The sequence below is a fragment of the Geodermatophilus chilensis genome, from assembly GCF_002802985.1.
In the GTDB taxonomy this organism is placed as follows: Bacteria; Actinomycetota; Actinomycetes; order Mycobacteriales; family Geodermatophilaceae; genus Geodermatophilus; species Geodermatophilus chilensis.
In genome coordinates, this window is sequence record NZ_NVPT01000133.1 from 1 (window position 1) to 15,064 (window position 15,064).

The window sequence follows — 15,064 nt, forward strand, 5'->3', positions numbered from 1 at the left end:
TCGCCACCGCGCTGGACGCGGTCACCGCCGCCGACGCCGCCGGCTGGTTCACCCACGCCGGCTACCCCACCCGCCAAGCTGCCTGAGATGCGCTGTCAGTCCCTCGGCGATCTTGACCCAGAACGCCCGCTTGACATCACGCCGCGGCGGCGGCCGGCCCGGAGACCGCATCGGCGCGCGGCCCGTCTTCGTCGACATCCACGCTGCAGTTCGTCCCAACGTCACACCCCTGCTGATCGGGGTGTTGCGACGACCGCTTGAATCCGCCTTGCGACCCGGCATCCGAGTGATGCAGGCGCCCGGTCGCGGTGAAGGCTGTCCCGCTACAAGCCCAGCACGCAGCGGACCTACGCCACGTACCTGCCCCGCTGGGTGCGGTGGTGTACCGGCCGCGGCATCGACCCGCTAACCGCCCGGCGTGCCGACGTCGAGCTGTGGCTGCGCAGCGTGGCCGACTCGGGCCTGGCGCGGGCGTCGATCGCGGCGCACTACGACGCCGTCGCCAGTCTCTACCGCCTGGCCCACCAGGAGGAGCTCGTAGCGGTAAACCCGTGCGCCCGCGTCGCGCGCCCCAAGATCCATCGAGAGCTGCAGCGCCGCGAAGTCCTCACCGTGCTGGAGTACGCCGCCTATCTGACCGCAGCCCGAGCCCTCGGCCCCACCCATCACGCCATCGCGGTGCTCGCCGGCATGATGGGCCTGCGGGCCACCGAGATGCCCACCCTGCCCGTGGAGTCCTTCGCCACCGTGCGCGGTTACGCCACGCTCCTGGTCATCGGCAAGGGCGACAAGCCGGTACGCGTGCCGGTGCCGATCCCCGCAGGCCCATCGGCCCGCACGCCCTGCGCCGCACGGTTGGCACCGTGGGGCTCAACCAAGGCATTCCGCTGCGGGACGTGCAGCGCCTGCTGCGCCACGTCCGCCCGGAAACCACCCTCGGGAGCTACGACATCACCGGCGATGCCCTGGAACGCCACGCCTCCCACCAGATCGCCGGGTTCCTCGCCGGTTGGGCCAGCTGAGCCAAAGACCAGTCCGACGCGGAGTCGAGTCTGTCCTCAAGCGACCCACTACCGGACAGTCGTGGGGGCTTCGGCGCTTGTGTGGGTGTGTCCCGCGTCAAGCAGCTGGCAGATCTTCGGTCTCGGTCGTGGCCGTTCGGGTTCGTTCGTCCTGGTTCGGTATGCCTCTTGACCTGACCCGAGGGGCCTCTCTGAACGTCGCCGAACCCGTGGCTCTGCGCGGCGAGCTGGGCGTGGTTGGGGAGCCGGGCGTGAACCGAGCCGACGGAGCCGACCGCACCGATCTCGGTCAGCGGCTCGGGGTAGCGGATCGCCGGGTGCACCCCGCGGTCGCAGCGGTGGATCAGCCCGGCCAGGTCCACGCACTCGCCGTAGCGACGGAGGCCGTCCGCGACTGTGCTGGTCATCACGTGGCCGCGCCCCTCCCGTTCCCCTGTGGGCTCCCGCTGCCCCGGCGGCTCACGGGCCCCGCGACGGGCGGGCCCAGGGAGGGTCACTGCTGCTCGCCGGTCCGGTCCGCGCGCAGGAGGCCGAGGAGTTCGGCGACGAACAGCTCGGGAGCGGTGGTCATCGCGATGTGCCCCTGACCGGCCGGGTGACCACGCTGGCACCCGGCGACACGGCGGCGAGCTCGGCGTCATCTGAACCACGTCGGGGGGACTGTTCGATCCGGTCATCAGCATCGTGGATACGGCGAGGGAGCTGGAATGGCGACGGGGGTGGGGACGACGCGCCTCGCGTCTATGTGCGCCACGAGATGCCCCACCTTCGCGAGGATCCACAGCCGAGCTGCCGCCTCCGGGTTGGACGGGCGGCGAGACAGCAGCAGCGCCTCCGCCTCCTGCTGCTGAGCACCGGCCGGCCCGGCGGCACGGTGGCTGCCGGCGACGGGTCAGGGGGACCAGCTGGAGAGACGCTGGAGAATGCTCCGGCGGCTGGGCGGAGGTCGGGCCGGAGGAACGCTCAGGCGGATGACACGCCCGAACGCGGGCGCGGGGGAACCACGGCAACCGGTACGGCAACGTGGTGCCGACGGCGGCGAACTGCGGTGCACCCGCACAGACATCACAGCCGCCTGAGCTGCGGGACCGATGAGTGCGGCGCTTGCGGACGGTCCAATGGGCGAGGACCGATCGAGAGGGGAACGACCGTGCTCACCGACAGTCCCGCCTTCAGCGGCTTCGCCGTCCCCGACCTTGACGCCGCCCGCCGCTTCTACGAGGAGACCCTCGGGCTGCGGGTGGAGGCGAACCCGGAGATGGATGGACTTCTCACCCTGCACCTGGGTGGTGGGACCGACGTGCTGGTGTACGCCAAGCCCGAGCACACACCGGCCACCTTCACGGTGCTGAACTTTCCGGTCCCAGACGTGGAGACGGCCGTGGACGAACTGGCTGCCCGCGGTGTCCGGTTCGAGCGCTACGAGAGCTTCGACCAGGACGACAAGGGCATCGCCCGCGGCCCGCAGGGTCCGGCGATCGCCTGGTTCACCGATCCCGGTGGCAACATCATGTCGGTGCTCGAGAGCTGACCCGCGCTGCCAGGTCGCCGCCCCCTCCGACCGCGGCCTCGACGGGCCGCTCCGGCCGGCAGCAACAGGTGAGGGCGGGCAGCGGGCCGACGCCGTCCCACTCGGCGTCGGTCATCGGCAGTCGGGGTGCGGTCGGTGAGGGTCAGTGCGTCGAGGCGGTGCCGTCGGGGTGCAGCTCCCGCGCACTGATGCTGTCCGCCAAGCCCACGAACAACGACGAACCGACGCCACGAACGGGCAGAGGCCGGCGATGTTGCGGCCTGGCCCTCCCCGCCACCGTCACGCTCCGCAGCGGGCAATTCTGCGGTGCGACGGACGCATCTACGCTGCCCGGACGGCGATTCTTGACCACCATTTCGACCACCATTGGGGGCTGTTCGCGGGGGTTCGTCTCTGTTCGCTCTCGTTCCACGTGCCGCTTGACCTGCGCAGATGAACTCACGCGGACCTGGGCGAACCCGCGGCCGACGGCTGGGGGTCAACGGCTTCGCCGGATGGTGCAGCAGGTGTGTCGGCTGGTGATCTTGATTGCGCAGGGATGGTCCGCAGTCGACGTGGTGGTCGGGGCGGCGGGTGGGGAGGTGCGTCACCGGACATGGACCTGAGGGCGGTGTCAGGTGAGGGGGAGCTCCCCATGTCGGTCGTACTCGGGGTGTCCGGGCTGCCAGAGGTCAACGACCGCGTCGGGTGGGACCGGCGCCGAGTAGTGCAGGTCTGCGTGCCCGGGCACTCTCCGCCAGGTGGCCAGCAGGAGGTGGGAGAGCGGTGGAAACCACCGCATGCTCCGGTGATCCGCCAGCATCGGGAGGGCGGTGACCACCACGGCTGGTGTGCCGAGCGTCCGGAGAAGCGGCTCCAGTCGCGCCGTGCCGGAGGGGAAGTAGATCCCTCTCCGCCCCAACTGCTCAGCAGGGGGCGCACGCAGTCGGCATCGTGGTCGAAGACGCTTCTGCCGATGACGAGGCAGACCTGACCGGCCCGGTGCCCCCGCGAGTGGGCTTCACCGCAGCCGTACATGTGACCGCGCAGCAGCGCATCGCGGTCGGCGTCGGCGATGGCTCCGTGCGACGCGGCGGCTGTGATCCGCTCGTCGAACAGGTCTCGGGCGAACACCCGGATCCCCTGCTGGCGGATTGCCTGCGCCTCATGCGCGAGCAGCCGGGTGCAGTGGTAGGCGCGCAACCGGTGACCGGCGAGCGCGGCGACCAACTCATCCGTCCCACCGTCGGGCACGCGGAGGTCCTCCCAGAACTCCGACTCGGGAACGGTGTCGTCCCACCCTTCGACGAGCTGTCGGACCGACGTCGGCCAGGTGTCTACGGCATCGGGATCCCCCACGCCCTCGCTCGCGCTCACGCCCGCCAGCTTGGCCAAGCAACGCCGCTCTCGTGCAACGGAGGGTTCAGCGACACGCCGAGCATCGCCAGTGCAACTCCAATCGGACGACCAGCCGCGGCGCTCCGCCGTGGACGGGGCCTTCGTCCACTCGCGATCACTCGGTGGGGAGTGCCGAGAGGAGTTGGCGCCAGTGGCTCGGGAGGCGCCCTGTGACACCCGCAGAGTCGATGAGACGCCGCAGGTTGGCGTACCAGCCGAGTCGGACCGCGCCTTCGGACACGCCATCGCGCAACGCCAGCCGGCGTTCCAGCGCCGCTGTGTCCCCGGGCCGGCTCGCGAGGATGGTCCGCCGTGACGAGGGGAAGTCGGTTTCGGGCAGTAGCCGGTCCGGAGGCATGAGGGCGAGGCGCCCATCGGTCATTGCGTTGTTTGCGGAGAAGTAGCACCCGAGGTCGGTGGCCTCGGCGATCTCATCAGGCGAGCCGTTGAACCAGTGGAGGATCGCTCCGGCATGCGGCTGCTGGCGGAGCATGTCGAGCAGCTGCCGCGTCCTGCCGGTGCTGTGCAGGGAGAGCAGGACGGGGCGACCGGAGCACGCTCCCAGGACGATCTCGAGCGCGTGCTGCTGTGGGGCGGCCGGGCCTCGGCGGTCGAGGCCGACCTCGCCGATGAGCACGAAGTCGGAGACGGCCTGAACGAGAAGGGCCTCGTTCACCGCGGCCACCGCCGCCGACACGCCGGGATGGGCGCCGAAGCCCCAGAGCAGGGTCTGGTCGTTCCGTCGCGACGCCGCGCGCGCTTCCGCGGGGGAGCGGGTCATGGCGAAGACGAGCGAGCCGCGGAGCCCCGCCACCTGCGCCGGCGTGACGTCGGGCGCGATGTGCGCGTGGCAGTCGAGGGCCGGGAGTTCAGACGGGGACACGGGCGAGCTCCTTGAGTCCGCGGGCGCAGAGATCGAGGACGGCGTCGAAGTCGGTCCCTGGCGGCCAGAGGCCCGCGCCGAGGATGCGGTGCTCGGGGATCCCCGCGGTCGTCGCCGATCGCCAGGCGTCTGTGTCATGACGTCGCACCCTGCGCACGTGCTGGGCCGGTCCGGCCGATCCGGTGCCTGCGTAGTCCGTGCGGTCTGGCACGCCGGCGGCGATGAAGGCAGCCCGGCGGACGAGGCAGGCGACGCACAGGCCGCACTGCGCGTTGGGGTTGCCGCCCTTGGGCCGGCCGGCGTTGATCTTGGCGCACGACACAGTCTCAGCCGCGAGGTCGTGGATGTCCGCCGTCGCCGCGCCCAGCGCCTGTCGGACGAGCTCGCCCTTGGTCAGATGAGCGTGCGGATTGGTGACCTCCACCTGTCCCAGGTCAAGTGCGTCCAGCAGCTCGGCGAAGGAGTGGAAGGTCCACGGGTGCGTGGACCGGGTCGTGAGGACGCCGCCGCGGGAAGGCTCCAGTGGCGGGTTGATGCTGGTGAAGCCGTTCTCCGGGACGAGGACGCGTCGCGCCCCCGTCCCGGTCGCCGCAGCGACCGCCATCGCCATGAACAGCAACGACCGAGTCTTGGGCACGCGGTTGCGCACCTCTCCTCGCGGCCGCAGGGCGTACTGAACGTAAGGGAAGGGTGGGGACGCCGCGGCCAGGTGCTGCTGGAGCCGCTGCTGGGCGTGCCGGACGGCGGTGGACGTGTCGGCGTGCCCGAGGAAGCGGACGGTGCCGGGCTGTTGCACACGGATCAGGGCACCGCAGAAGGAGTCCAGTCCGCCGGAGAGCAGGCAGACGTCGTCGGCGATGGGCAGGTCCAGGGCCGGTGTCGTGGTGCCGCCGCCCTCGGGCGCGCGGACGCAGCGGAGCGCCCAGTCGTCGCCGGTCAGCCAGTGCAGCAGGTCGACGAGCCGTTCCTTGACGTCGTCGGTCCAGACCTCCGGCTCTTCCACGTGCACCGTGAGCGTGAGCGTCCGCGCGAGGCGCAGATCCGGTTGCCGCGCCGCACGGTCCGCGATGTAGGCGGCCGTCACCACGCGCAGGAAGTCTCTGCTCGGCGGGCTTGGGGTGCCGAGCTCTGCGGCGCGCCAGCCGAGGTCGCTGCGGATGGTGTCACTGCGGCCCGCCTCGGTCGGCCACTCGTACACGACGGCCATGGGGTCTGAGGGGCTGATCCCGGATGGGCCGAGCTCGACCCGGAGACTCGTCATGTCGCCTGACCGAAGATGCCCAGAACCCGTGCCGCGAGACTGGTTGCACGATCGATCAGGCCCTGCAGGTCCAGCCTCCGGCTCACCGCACGTCCGGCGGTACGGACGCTGGTGCGGATGTACTTCTTGATCCGCTTCTCGGTCTTGGCGGCCTGCGCGGCCGGGACCGCAGTCGTCCGGCGCTGCGACGTGAGCTCGACGAGCACCTGTTCGTAGGTGAGGTTGGCAGTGAAGTTCTCGATCAATTGCTCGGAAGTGAACTCGTCCTTGCTGCGTAGGGCGTCCATCATCGTCTGGATCGCTGCGGCCTTCAGCGCTGCGTCGTCGGGATGGGCAGGTGCGCCCAGCAACGCATCGGCGATGGCCACGCACCGATCCCGGTCGCTGGGAAGGGCGTCCAGAGCGGCGAGGTCGAGGCCGAGGTCGGTGAGTGCCTGCCCATCGCGGGCGCGGTACGCCTGAGCTCCTCCGACGGCTGCCGCGCCGCGGGCCGCCCGCCGGACGAAGCCCCCGGCCGATCCGCCCGAGGTCCGGCTGCGCGTGTAGCCATCCGCGCTCAAGCCGCGGACGCGGGCCGTGCCGGTAGCGGAGTACGCGCCGGCGTCAGCACTCCGGTCACCGTTGGCTCGTCGGAGGGCGGCGGCGAGCGCTGTGACGAGTTGAGAGGTCGACGGCCCCGCGCTGCCGGGGGATGAGCTGGTGACCTGCTGGTAGAGGTCGTGGGCGTCGTCCCACGACGCGGAGCCGCTGCCGCCGTAGGCGCCCGAGGTTCCCATCAGCGACCGGTCATCTCTGCTCGCGCCGCTCGGACGACCTGCTCATCGACATCGTCGGTCTCGACGATCGACTGCAGGACGCCCGGGAGGGCGGCCAGCATCGGCACATGGTGCGGCTCCAGGCACCGGAGCACCGGAACGCGCTGCAGAGCCGTCGTGACGGCCGGGACCAGCAGCCCGTTGTCGCGCGCGAGGCGGGTCAGAGACTCGATGGCGTGCTCGGGGTCCTCGACGCGCAGGATGTGTCCGGCAAGGGCTCCGACGAGGACCTGCTGTGTCTCCTCGTCGGCTCGCAGCGCGTCTTCGGCCCCGGCCCGCCGCTCGCTGTCGGACTCGCTGAGCAGGCGCTCCACGAGCTCACGCTGACCCGCGTCCATCGCGCCGCCGAAGCGCACGTCCGATCTCAGAGTGGACGCGAAGCTCAGGTAACGGTCGATCTCCGCCGTCCGGCCTGCCAGGGAGGGTTGCGTGCCCGCCCATGCCCGTGTCCGTTCGTCTACCTGTTCAGGCTTGGCTGCTCCTTCCTGGTGGCTGCCCCACGCCTCCCACTGCTGCAGTAGCGCCGCACGCTCGTCGGCGGGCAGCGCCGCCAACAGCTTGAACTCCGTGAGGTGGCGGAGCTCCAGCACGTACATCCTGATCAGCACCTGGAGGGGCAGGTCGACCCCCGCGGCGCGGGCGATGTGCTGTCGGATCGAGAGGTTGTTCAAGAAGCGCTTCACGGCACGCGGTGTCTGCCACATGTCCGCGGACAGTCCGGTCGCCACGGTCGCGGCCATGCTAAGCACGTCGGCGTCAGGGCCGGCGCCGTCCTCGTCTGGGACGACGTACGGAGCGGTGCCGGCTCGCCGTCGCTCCGACGCGCGCTCGACCATCGCGGTCGCCTCCGTGCCGGTCATCTGCAGATTTCCTGCCAGCAGGAGCGCGACGTAGGCCTCGGCGTCGTGCTGCGTCAGGACGGGCAGCGAGATCGGGATCTGGACGATCTTCTCGGTGTACAGCGCGGCGAACACGCCGTTCTTCAGGCCACCCAGGTGCCTGTCGACGCTGGCGCGGACGAGGTCCTCGTCGGCCGCCAGCACGAAGGCCATCTTCTTCACCGACAGGAACAGCTTGATCGCCTCGAGCGTCGCCACGGTCGCCGCCGGGAGGCAGCGGTCCAGGTCGTCGACCAGCACGACGACCTTGGTGAACCCCAGGTCTTGAGTCATCAGCGACTCGAAGTCCTCCCGGAACCCGGCCATGCTCTGCGGCTTGTCCTGCGCGGCCCCTGCGTCATCCGGTCCTGCCGGAGTGAGAGCGTCCACCAACCCCGCGATGTCAGGCGTCATCGTGGCCGCACTGGTCACGAGGACCTTCGCGACGCGGCCCCAGGCGATGCGCCGGCGCAGCTCGTTCAGCTTCGTCACCACGTCCCACATGCGGGATGCCGGGAGGTCGACGGTCTGGCTGGAGAGCTGTTCCTGCAGCGCGTTGAGGACCAGCGCGATCAGCGTCCCCCGGACATCCTGGCTGTCGTCGAACTCCCACGGGTCCACTCGGACGACGATGACGTGCCCCACCGACTCGAGCCGCTGGGCGACGAGGTTCAGCACCGTGGATTTGCCGCCGCCCCACGCACCTTGCACGCCAACGGTGACGGGGTCGAGGCCGCCGGCGGTCAAGACGCGAACGACAGCCTCGGCGACGCCCGTGAAGCCCAGGAGGTCTTCGACCGCAGGGTTGTCGTCGAACAGCGGCGCAGGCAGAGCATCGGCGGTGGTCATGACTCCATGTTGCACGATGTGACTGACAGTGATCCGCCGATGCGGTGCTGGTCGCAGTCCGGCCGCGACCTGGTTGCCGAACTTCTCGACTGGTCTCGACGGCGTGCTGGGCCTGAACTCACCGGGGTTCTCCCGTTGGCCGACTGGGCGGCTCGTCGGTCGTGCCTTATCCGTGCCTCAAGCACCGGCCAAAGCCGGTGTTCAGCGGCCAACAGGGGTCAGCGCTGCTAAGGCACGGAAGGAGTGGCGCTGCCCAGCTGAGCTCCGAAAATGGGCATCTAACCTGGTCAGAACGTGGAGCGGGTGACGGGAATCGAACCCGCATGGCCAGCTTGGAAGGCTGGGGCTCTACCATTGAGCTACACCCGCGACGGTGCCCCGACAGCGTAGCCGTCCGCGTGCCGGCCACCCACGCCGCGTCGTCCCCGCTCGGCCGGGACCTAGACTCGACCCGCCACGGGGTGTGGCGCAGCTTGGTAGCGCACCCGCTTTGGGAGCGGGGGGCCGCAGGTTCAAATCCTGTCACCCCGACCGTCTGCACCCCCCGGTCCGCCGGACCGGCACCTGCGCGGCTGTCTCTAGACTCGTGGGTCGACCCGGCGTCGTCCGGCGCCCGTCCCTGTCTGCCGATCGAGGAGCACTGCCGCTGTGAAGAGCACCATCGAGGAACTGGGCCCCACGCGGGTCCGGATGGCGATCGAGGTGCCGTGGGGGGACCTGGACCACGCCTTCGGTGAGGTCTACAAGGAGCTCGGCCGCCAGGTGCGCGTGCCCGGCTTCCGCCCCGGCAAGGTGCCCAACCGGGTGCTCGACCAGCGCATCGGCCGTCCGGTGGTGCTGGAGCAGGTCGTCCAGCACGCCATCCCGGAGGTCTACTCCGAGGTCGTGCGGGAGAACCAGGTGCGCGTCCTGGGTCAGCCCGACATCGAGGTGACCCGCCTCGACGACAACGACACCCTGGCCTTCACCGCCGAGGTCGACGTCGCCCCCAAGGTCGAGCTGCCCTCGCTCGACGACCTCTCGGTCACCGTCGACGACGCCGAGGTCACCGACGAGGAGATCGACCAGCAGATCTCGGTCATGCGCGAGCGCTTCGGCATGCTCACTGGCGTCGACCGCCCCGCCCAGGACGGCGACTTCGTCTCCATCGACCTCGAGGCCAAGCTCGGCGACGAGGTGCTCGAGGACGGCTCGACCACCGGCATGTCCTACGAGGTCGGCTCCGGCAACCTCATGGAGGGCCTCGACGACGCCGTCCGCGGGCTGTCGGCCGACGAGTCGAAGACCTTCCAGACCGCGCTGCTGCAGGGCCCGAACGCCGGGGAGACGGCCGACGTCACCGTCACCGTCCGCTCGGTGAAGACCAAGGAGCTGCCGGAGCTGGACGACGAGTTCGCCTCCACCGCCAGCGAGTTCGACACCCTCGAGGAGCTGCGGGAGGACGTCCGCACCCGGCTGGCCCGCACCAAGGTGCTGCAGCAGGGCGCGCAGGCCCGCGACAAGCTGGTCGAGCACTTGCTCGAGACGGTCGAGGTGCCCATCCCCGCGACCCTGGTCGACCGCGAGATCGAGTTCCGCGACCGCGCCATGGAGTCCGAGCTGCAGCAGGCCGGCATGGACTGGGAAAGCTTCTTCCAGATGGCCGGTGTCGAGAACCGGGAGGCCTACGACGCCGAGCAGCGCAAGAACATCGAGGAGGCGGTGCGCACCCAGTTCATCCTCGACGCGATCGCCGACGCCCGTGAGGTCACCGTCGACAACGAGGACCTCTCGGCGCAGATCATGGCGCAGGCGCAGCGCAACCGGATGAGCCCGGAGCAGTACGCCCAGCAGCTCCAGCAGGGCGGCGACATCGCCGAGTTCGTCGCCGACGTCCGCCGCACCAAGGTCCTCGCCCGGCTGCTCGAGGAGACGACGATCACCGACGCCTCCGGCAACGTGGTCGACCTCGAGGCACTGCGTCCGAAGACGGTGCAGGCCCCGGCCGCCGACACCGCGGAGGCCGACACCGCGGGGAGCCAGGACGACGCCGAGGACGCCGACGAGGCGCCCGACGCCGAGGTCGCCGCCGCGCCCGCCGTCGAGGCCACCGAGGGCGCGACCGAGGACACCGAGGACGTCACCAAGAGCTGAAAGAGGACCCCGTCCTCCTCGCCCGAGCAAGCGCGGGGCGAGCCTCTGGACGGGGCCGCCGCACGACCGACGCCGTCCCACCCCGCACCGGGGAGGGACGGCGTCGGTCGTCCCGGGCCGACCGGCGCTGCGCCCACGGCGAACACCCCCCTGCGCCGGGACTGTCGCCGCGCAGGTGCGCGTTAGGGTCGACGCAGACTCTGGCGATTCCCGCGGGGCACCCCCGCCCGCCGGGCTCCGCACCGAAACCGAGCCAACGACGCGATTACCCGACAGTCCTACGGAGGTCACCGCACCCGTGAGCACGAACCCGTACCCGGCCGGTGCGCCGCTGCTGCGCACCAACGGCGGGGGGATGAACCTCGGCGACTCCGTCTACGAGCGCCTGCTGCGCGAGCGCATCATCTTCCTGGGCACCCAGGTGGACGACGTCATCGCCAACCAGCTGGCGGCGCAGATGCTGCTGCTGTCGGCCGAGGACCCCAAGCAGGACATCCACCTGTACATCAACTCGCCCGGTGGATCGGTCAGCGCCGGCATGGCGATCTACGACACGATGCAGTTCATCGACTGCGACGTCGCGACCTACGGCATGGGCCTGGCCGCATCGATGGGCCAGTTCCTGCTGACCGCCGGCGCCAAGGGCAAGCGCTACGCCCTGCCGCACGCGCGGATCATGATGCACCAGCCCTCGGCCGGCGTCGGCGGCACCGCGGCCGACATCGCGATCCAGGCCGACCTGTTCCGGCGCACGAAGCGCGAGCTCAACGAGCTGCAGTCCTTCCACACCGGCCAGCCGATCGAGCAGATTGAGCGGGACTCCGACCGCGACCGCTGGTTCACCGCGCAGGAGGCCCTCGAGTACGGCTTCGTCGACCACGTCGTCAGCCGTGCCGCCATGACCGACCAGGCCAACCCGGTCACCGACAACTGACGGTTCGGAGGAGAACTGACATGAGCTTCGAGATGCCCTCCAGCCGGTACATCCTGCCCTCCTTCGTGGAGCGGACCAGCTACGGCATGAAGGAGTCCAACCCGTACAACAAGCTCTTCGAGGAGCGCATCATCTTCCTCGGGGTGCAGATCGACGACGCGTCGGCCAACGACGTCATGGCCCAGCTGATCACGCTGGAGTCCAACGACCCCGACCGCGACATCACGATCTACATCAACTCGCCCGGTGGCTCCTTCACCTCGCTGATGGCCATCTACGACACGATGATGTTCGTCCGGCCCGACATCCAGACCGTCTGCATGGGCCAGGCCGCCTCGGCCGCCGCCGTCCTGCTGGCCGCCGGCACCCCCGGCAAGCGCCTCGCGCTGCCGTACTCGCGCGTGCTGATCCACCAGCCCTCCGGCGAGGCCGGCGGTCAGGTCTCCGACCTGGAGATCCACGCCGCGGAGATCGAGCGGGTGCGCCTCCAGATGGAGCAGATCCTGGCGCGGCACACCGGCCGCACCGCGGAGCAGGTCCGGTCCGACATCGACCGCGACAAGATCCTCACGGCCGAGGAGGCCAAGGAGTACGGGATCGTCGACGCGGTGATCCAGAGCCGCAAGCTCAACGCGCTCCCGGGCTGAATCCCCGAAAGCGGTACGGGTCGAGTGCGCGCGTGTCGGGCGCTCGCCCCGTACCGTCGAGGGACGCGGGACGCATGTGGTCAAGGCGCCGTCGTCGCCGGGCGAGTCATCGCCCTCCGGGGTCGGTGTCGGCAGGTACGGTCGGCGAGCACCCGATCCCCGGCCTGACGTGCCAGGAGGAGCGCCTCGCCGAGCGAGGCCGAGCGCCGGACATCAGCACCATCAACAGGCGGGCACCTGACACCAGGAGCCTGGAAATCCCCCCGAGGTGGAGGTCAGCAGGTGGCACGAATCGGTGAGAGCGGTGACCTGCTCAAGTGCTCGTTCTGCGGGAAGAGCCAGAAGCAGGTCAAGAAGCTCATCGCTGGCCCCGGGGTCTACATCTGCGACGAGTGCATCGACCTCTGCAACGAGATCATCGAGGAAGAGCTCTCGGAGTCGTCGGACCTGAAGTTCGACGAGCTGCCGAAGCCCAAGGAGATCCACGACTTCCTCGAGCAGTACGTGATCGGCCAGGACAAGGCCAAGCGTGCGCTCTCGGTCGCGGTCTACAACCACTACAAGCGGGTGCAGGCCGGCGGCGCGGGCAGCCGTGACGACTCGGTCGAGCTGGCCAAGTCCAACATCCTGCTGATGGGCCCGACCGGGTGCGGCAAGACGCACCTCGCGCAGACCCTGGCCCGGATGCTCAACGTCCCCTTCGCCATCGCCGACGCGACCGCCCTCACCGAGGCCGGCTACGTCGGGGAGGACGTCGAGAACATCCTGCTCAAGCTGATCCAGGCCGCCGACTACGACGTCAAGCGGGCCGAGACCGGCATCATCTACATCGACGAGGTCGACAAGATCGCCCGCAAGAGCGAGAACCCGTCGATCACCCGCGACGTCTCCGGCGAGGGCGTGCAGCAGGCGCTGCTGAAGATCCTCGAGGGGACGACGGCGTCGGTGCCCCCGCAGGGTGGCCGCAAGCACCCGCACCAGGAGTTCATCCAGATCGACACGACGAACGTGCTGTTCATCGTGGGCGGCGCCTTCGCCGGGCTGGAGAAGATCATCGAGCAGCGGGCCGGCAAGCAGGGCATCGGCTTCGGCTCGGAGATCCGCAGCAAGAAGGAGATCGACGAGGCCAACGCCTTCGCCGAGGTCATGCCCGAGGACCTGCTGAAGTTTGGCATGATCCCCGAGTTCATCGGTCGGCTGCCGGTCATCACCAGCGTCGAGAAGCTGGACCGCGACGCGCTGATGAACATCCTCACCGAGCCGAAGAACGCCCTGGTGCGCCAGTACCGGCGGCTGTTCGAGCTCGACGGGGTGGACCTCGAGTTCACCGACGACGCGCTGGAGTCGATCGCCGACCAGGCCATCCTCCGCGGCACCGGCGCCCGCGGCCTCCGCGCGATCATGGAGGAGGTCCTGCAGTCGGTGATGTACGACGTCCCCAGCCGGGACGACGTCGCCTCCGTGGTGATCACCAAGGAGGTCGTGCTCGAGCACGTCAACCCGACGATCGTGCCGCGCAAGCCGAGCCGCGCCCCCCGCGAGAAGTCGGCGTAGTAGAAGACCGTTGAACGCCTGAGGCCCAGAACCGCGCTGGTTCTGGGCCTCAGGCGTTCAACGCAGTGCCAGTCGGCGGCGGAGCACGGCCTCGATCTCGCGGCGGCAGCCCTCGGGGTCCGTGGTGAGCCGGCGGTAGCTGAAGCGCAGCACCACCCAGCCCAGCGCGGCCAGGGCGGTGTCCCGGCGCAGGTCCCGCTCCCGCTGTTGTCGGCTGCCGTGGAACGCGGCGCCGTCGAGCTCCACGGCCACCCTGGCTCCGGGCCACGCGGCGTCGAGGTCCACGCGACGCCCGTCGAGCAACACGACACGGTGCTGCTGCACCGGCGGTGGCAGTCCCGGCAGCCGGAGCACGTGGGTGACGCCCCAGATCTCGAGCTCGCTCTGGCACCCACCCGCCACGAGGCCGAGCAGGTCGGTCAGCGCCGCACGTCCGGCGTGTTGCCGTTGGTACGCCGACTCGGCGCGCAGGTCGGCGACGTCCACGCACCGGTCGCGCACCGCCTCGATGACGGACTGGCGGACCAGCGGGGTCTCGAGCCGGGCGGCCGGGTTGCGGCGGGGACTGGAGGCCCAGCTCCAGGCGTCGACCAGGCTCCGCGCCGGCTCCAGCACCGGGAGCCCGCCGACCCGGCAGACCCGCACCGGCAGGGTCGTGCGGTGGGCGACCACCTCGGCAGCGCCGCGGGGCCACCGGTCAGCCGGCACGGTGACGTGCAGCGGCCCGGGCGGCGGCGTGGCCACCAGTCGGTGCACGGCGAGTGCGGACAGGTGGCTGAGAGGACCGCGGGACCAGAGGACCGCCGCCCAGGCGCGGACGCCCCAGTCGTCGGACCGTTCCGCGACGGCCAGCACGCCCGGGTGGATCAGGACGAGCGCGCCTTGCGCCAGCCACCGGCTGACGCTGCTGGAGCTGGTGGCCAGGGTGACACGGTCACGGCGGCCGACACCGTGGGGGAGCAGCTGTGCGAGATCGTGCACGGCCGAGATCCTGGCCGGTTCGGCCGAGTTCGCGGGGCGGCACTGTGGACAGCCGAGTGTTGGACGTCCGAGGCCCAGAACCGCGCTGGTTCTGGGCCTCACAGCGGTGTGCTGATTGGTTGGCGGGGGTATTCAGGCCCGGCGTGCGGGCGTACTCGATGGATCTGCGGAATCGGGTGGTGGCCGCGGTCGATGCCGG

The 15,064-nt window shown here is 70.3% G+C and carries 11 protein-coding genes, 2 tRNA genes and 1 pseudogene; 8 read left to right on the forward strand and 6 right to left on the reverse strand.

Annotation, left to right across the window (positions count from 1 at the left end):
* Positions 1-315: 315 nt before the first annotated feature.
* The 3 genes and pseudogenes from CNO22_RS30170 to CNO22_RS29255 all read left to right on the forward strand — a co-directional run.
* Positions 316-519: pseudogene (locus tag CNO22_RS30170) on the forward strand (phage integrase N-terminal SAM-like domain-containing protein); the annotation flags it as partial.
* Between the two features lie 32 nt (positions 520-551).
* The gene (locus CNO22_RS27865; RefSeq protein WP_157937025.1) at positions 552-1,022 is read left to right on the forward strand and encodes a tyrosine-type recombinase/integrase; all 471 of its coding nucleotides are present in this window, start codon (positions 552-554) and stop codon (positions 1,020-1,022) included.
* A 1,150-nt stretch (positions 1,023-2,172) separates the two neighbouring features.
* Positions 2,173-2,553: a VOC family protein gene (locus CNO22_RS29255; RefSeq protein WP_100500967.1), complete on the forward strand. Its 381-nt coding sequence runs from the start codon at positions 2,173-2,175 to the stop codon at positions 2,551-2,553.
* Positions 2,554-4,045: 1,492 nt separating this feature from the next.
* Here the strand turns inward: CNO22_RS29255 and CNO22_RS19695 are convergent.
* The 5 genes from CNO22_RS19695 to CNO22_RS19710 form a co-directional block, all read right to left on the reverse strand.
* Positions 4,046-4,711, reverse strand: a complete 666-nt coding sequence (locus CNO22_RS19695) for a TatD family hydrolase (protein ID WP_198588455.1) — start codon at positions 4,709-4,711, stop codon at positions 4,046-4,048.
* A gap of 88 nt (positions 4,712-4,799) precedes the next feature.
* A complete protein-coding gene (locus CNO22_RS27870) occupies positions 4,800-6,020 on the reverse strand; it encodes a hypothetical protein (protein ID WP_232807187.1) in 1,221 nt (406 codons plus the stop codon).
* A gap of 50 nt (positions 6,021-6,070) precedes the next feature.
* Complete coding sequence (locus tag CNO22_RS19700; RefSeq protein WP_100500970.1) at positions 6,071-6,850, reverse strand: hypothetical protein; 780 nt, start codon at positions 6,848-6,850, stop codon at positions 6,071-6,073.
* Entirely contained in the window at positions 6,850-8,616 is a 1,767-nt protein-coding gene (locus tag CNO22_RS19705) for a KAP family P-loop NTPase fold protein (protein ID WP_100500971.1), read from the reverse strand. Before CNO22_RS19705 ends, CNO22_RS19700 begins: the two co-directional genes overlap by 1 nt.
* Before the next feature lie 295 nt (positions 8,617-8,911).
* A tRNA-Gly gene (locus CNO22_RS19710) sits at positions 8,912-8,985 on the reverse strand.
* An 88-nt stretch (positions 8,986-9,073) separates the two neighbouring features.
* Here CNO22_RS19710 and CNO22_RS19715 point away from each other — a divergent pair.
* The 5 genes from CNO22_RS19715 (at position 9,074) to clpX (ending at position 13,884) form a co-directional block, all read left to right on the forward strand.
* Positions 9,074-9,147: transfer RNA gene (locus CNO22_RS19715), tRNA-Pro, on the forward strand.
* Positions 9,148-9,264: 117 nt separating this feature from the next.
* Positions 9,265-10,749 carry a trigger factor gene (gene tig, locus CNO22_RS19720; protein WP_100500972.1) on the forward strand — a complete coding sequence of 495 codons (1,485 nt, stop codon included), beginning with the start codon at positions 9,265-9,267 and terminating at the stop codon, positions 10,747-10,749.
* Between the two features lie 298 nt (positions 10,750-11,047).
* Complete coding sequence (locus tag CNO22_RS19725) at positions 11,048-11,683, forward strand: ATP-dependent Clp protease proteolytic subunit (protein ID WP_456298005.1); 636 nt, start codon at positions 11,048-11,050, stop codon at positions 11,681-11,683.
* A gap of 20 nt (positions 11,684-11,703) precedes the next feature.
* Complete coding sequence (locus tag CNO22_RS19730) at positions 11,704-12,330, forward strand: ATP-dependent Clp protease proteolytic subunit (protein WP_100500973.1); 627 nt, start codon at positions 11,704-11,706, stop codon at positions 12,328-12,330.
* 282 nt (positions 12,331-12,612) lie between these two features.
* Entirely contained in the window at positions 12,613-13,884 is a 1,272-nt protein-coding gene (clpX, locus tag CNO22_RS19735; protein WP_100500974.1) for an ATP-dependent Clp protease ATP-binding subunit ClpX, read from the forward strand.
* Between the two features lie 57 nt (positions 13,885-13,941).
* Here clpX and CNO22_RS19740 read toward each other — a convergent pair whose 3' ends face one another.
* Positions 13,942-14,865 (reverse strand): DUF559 domain-containing protein, encoded by a 924-nt coding sequence (locus CNO22_RS19740; protein ID WP_100500975.1) that lies wholly within the window; start codon positions 14,863-14,865, stop codon positions 13,942-13,944.
* Positions 14,866-15,064 lie beyond the last annotated feature (199 nt).

What these genes read in the sequence shown, in the direction of transcription:
- CNO22_RS19695 (WP_198588455.1), bottom strand. Translation starts at nt 4,711, where the DNA reads ATGACCCGCTCCCCCGCGGAAGCGCGCGCGGCGTCGCGACGGAACGAC.
- CNO22_RS27870 (WP_232807187.1), bottom strand. Translation starts at nt 6,020, where the DNA reads ATGGCCGTCGTGTACGAGTGGCCGACCGAGGCGGGCCGCAGTGACACC.
- CNO22_RS19700 (WP_100500970.1), bottom strand. Translation starts at nt 6,850, where the DNA reads ATGGGAACCTCGGGCGCCTACGGCGGCAGCGGCTCCGCGTCGTGGGAC.
- CNO22_RS19705 (WP_100500971.1), bottom strand. Translation starts at nt 8,616, where the DNA reads ATGACCACCGCCGATGCTCTGCCTGCGCCGCTGTTCGACGACAACCCT.
- CNO22_RS19730 (WP_100500973.1), top strand. Translation starts at nt 11,704, where the DNA reads ATGAGCTTCGAGATGCCCTCCAGCCGGTACATCCTGCCCTCCTTCGTG.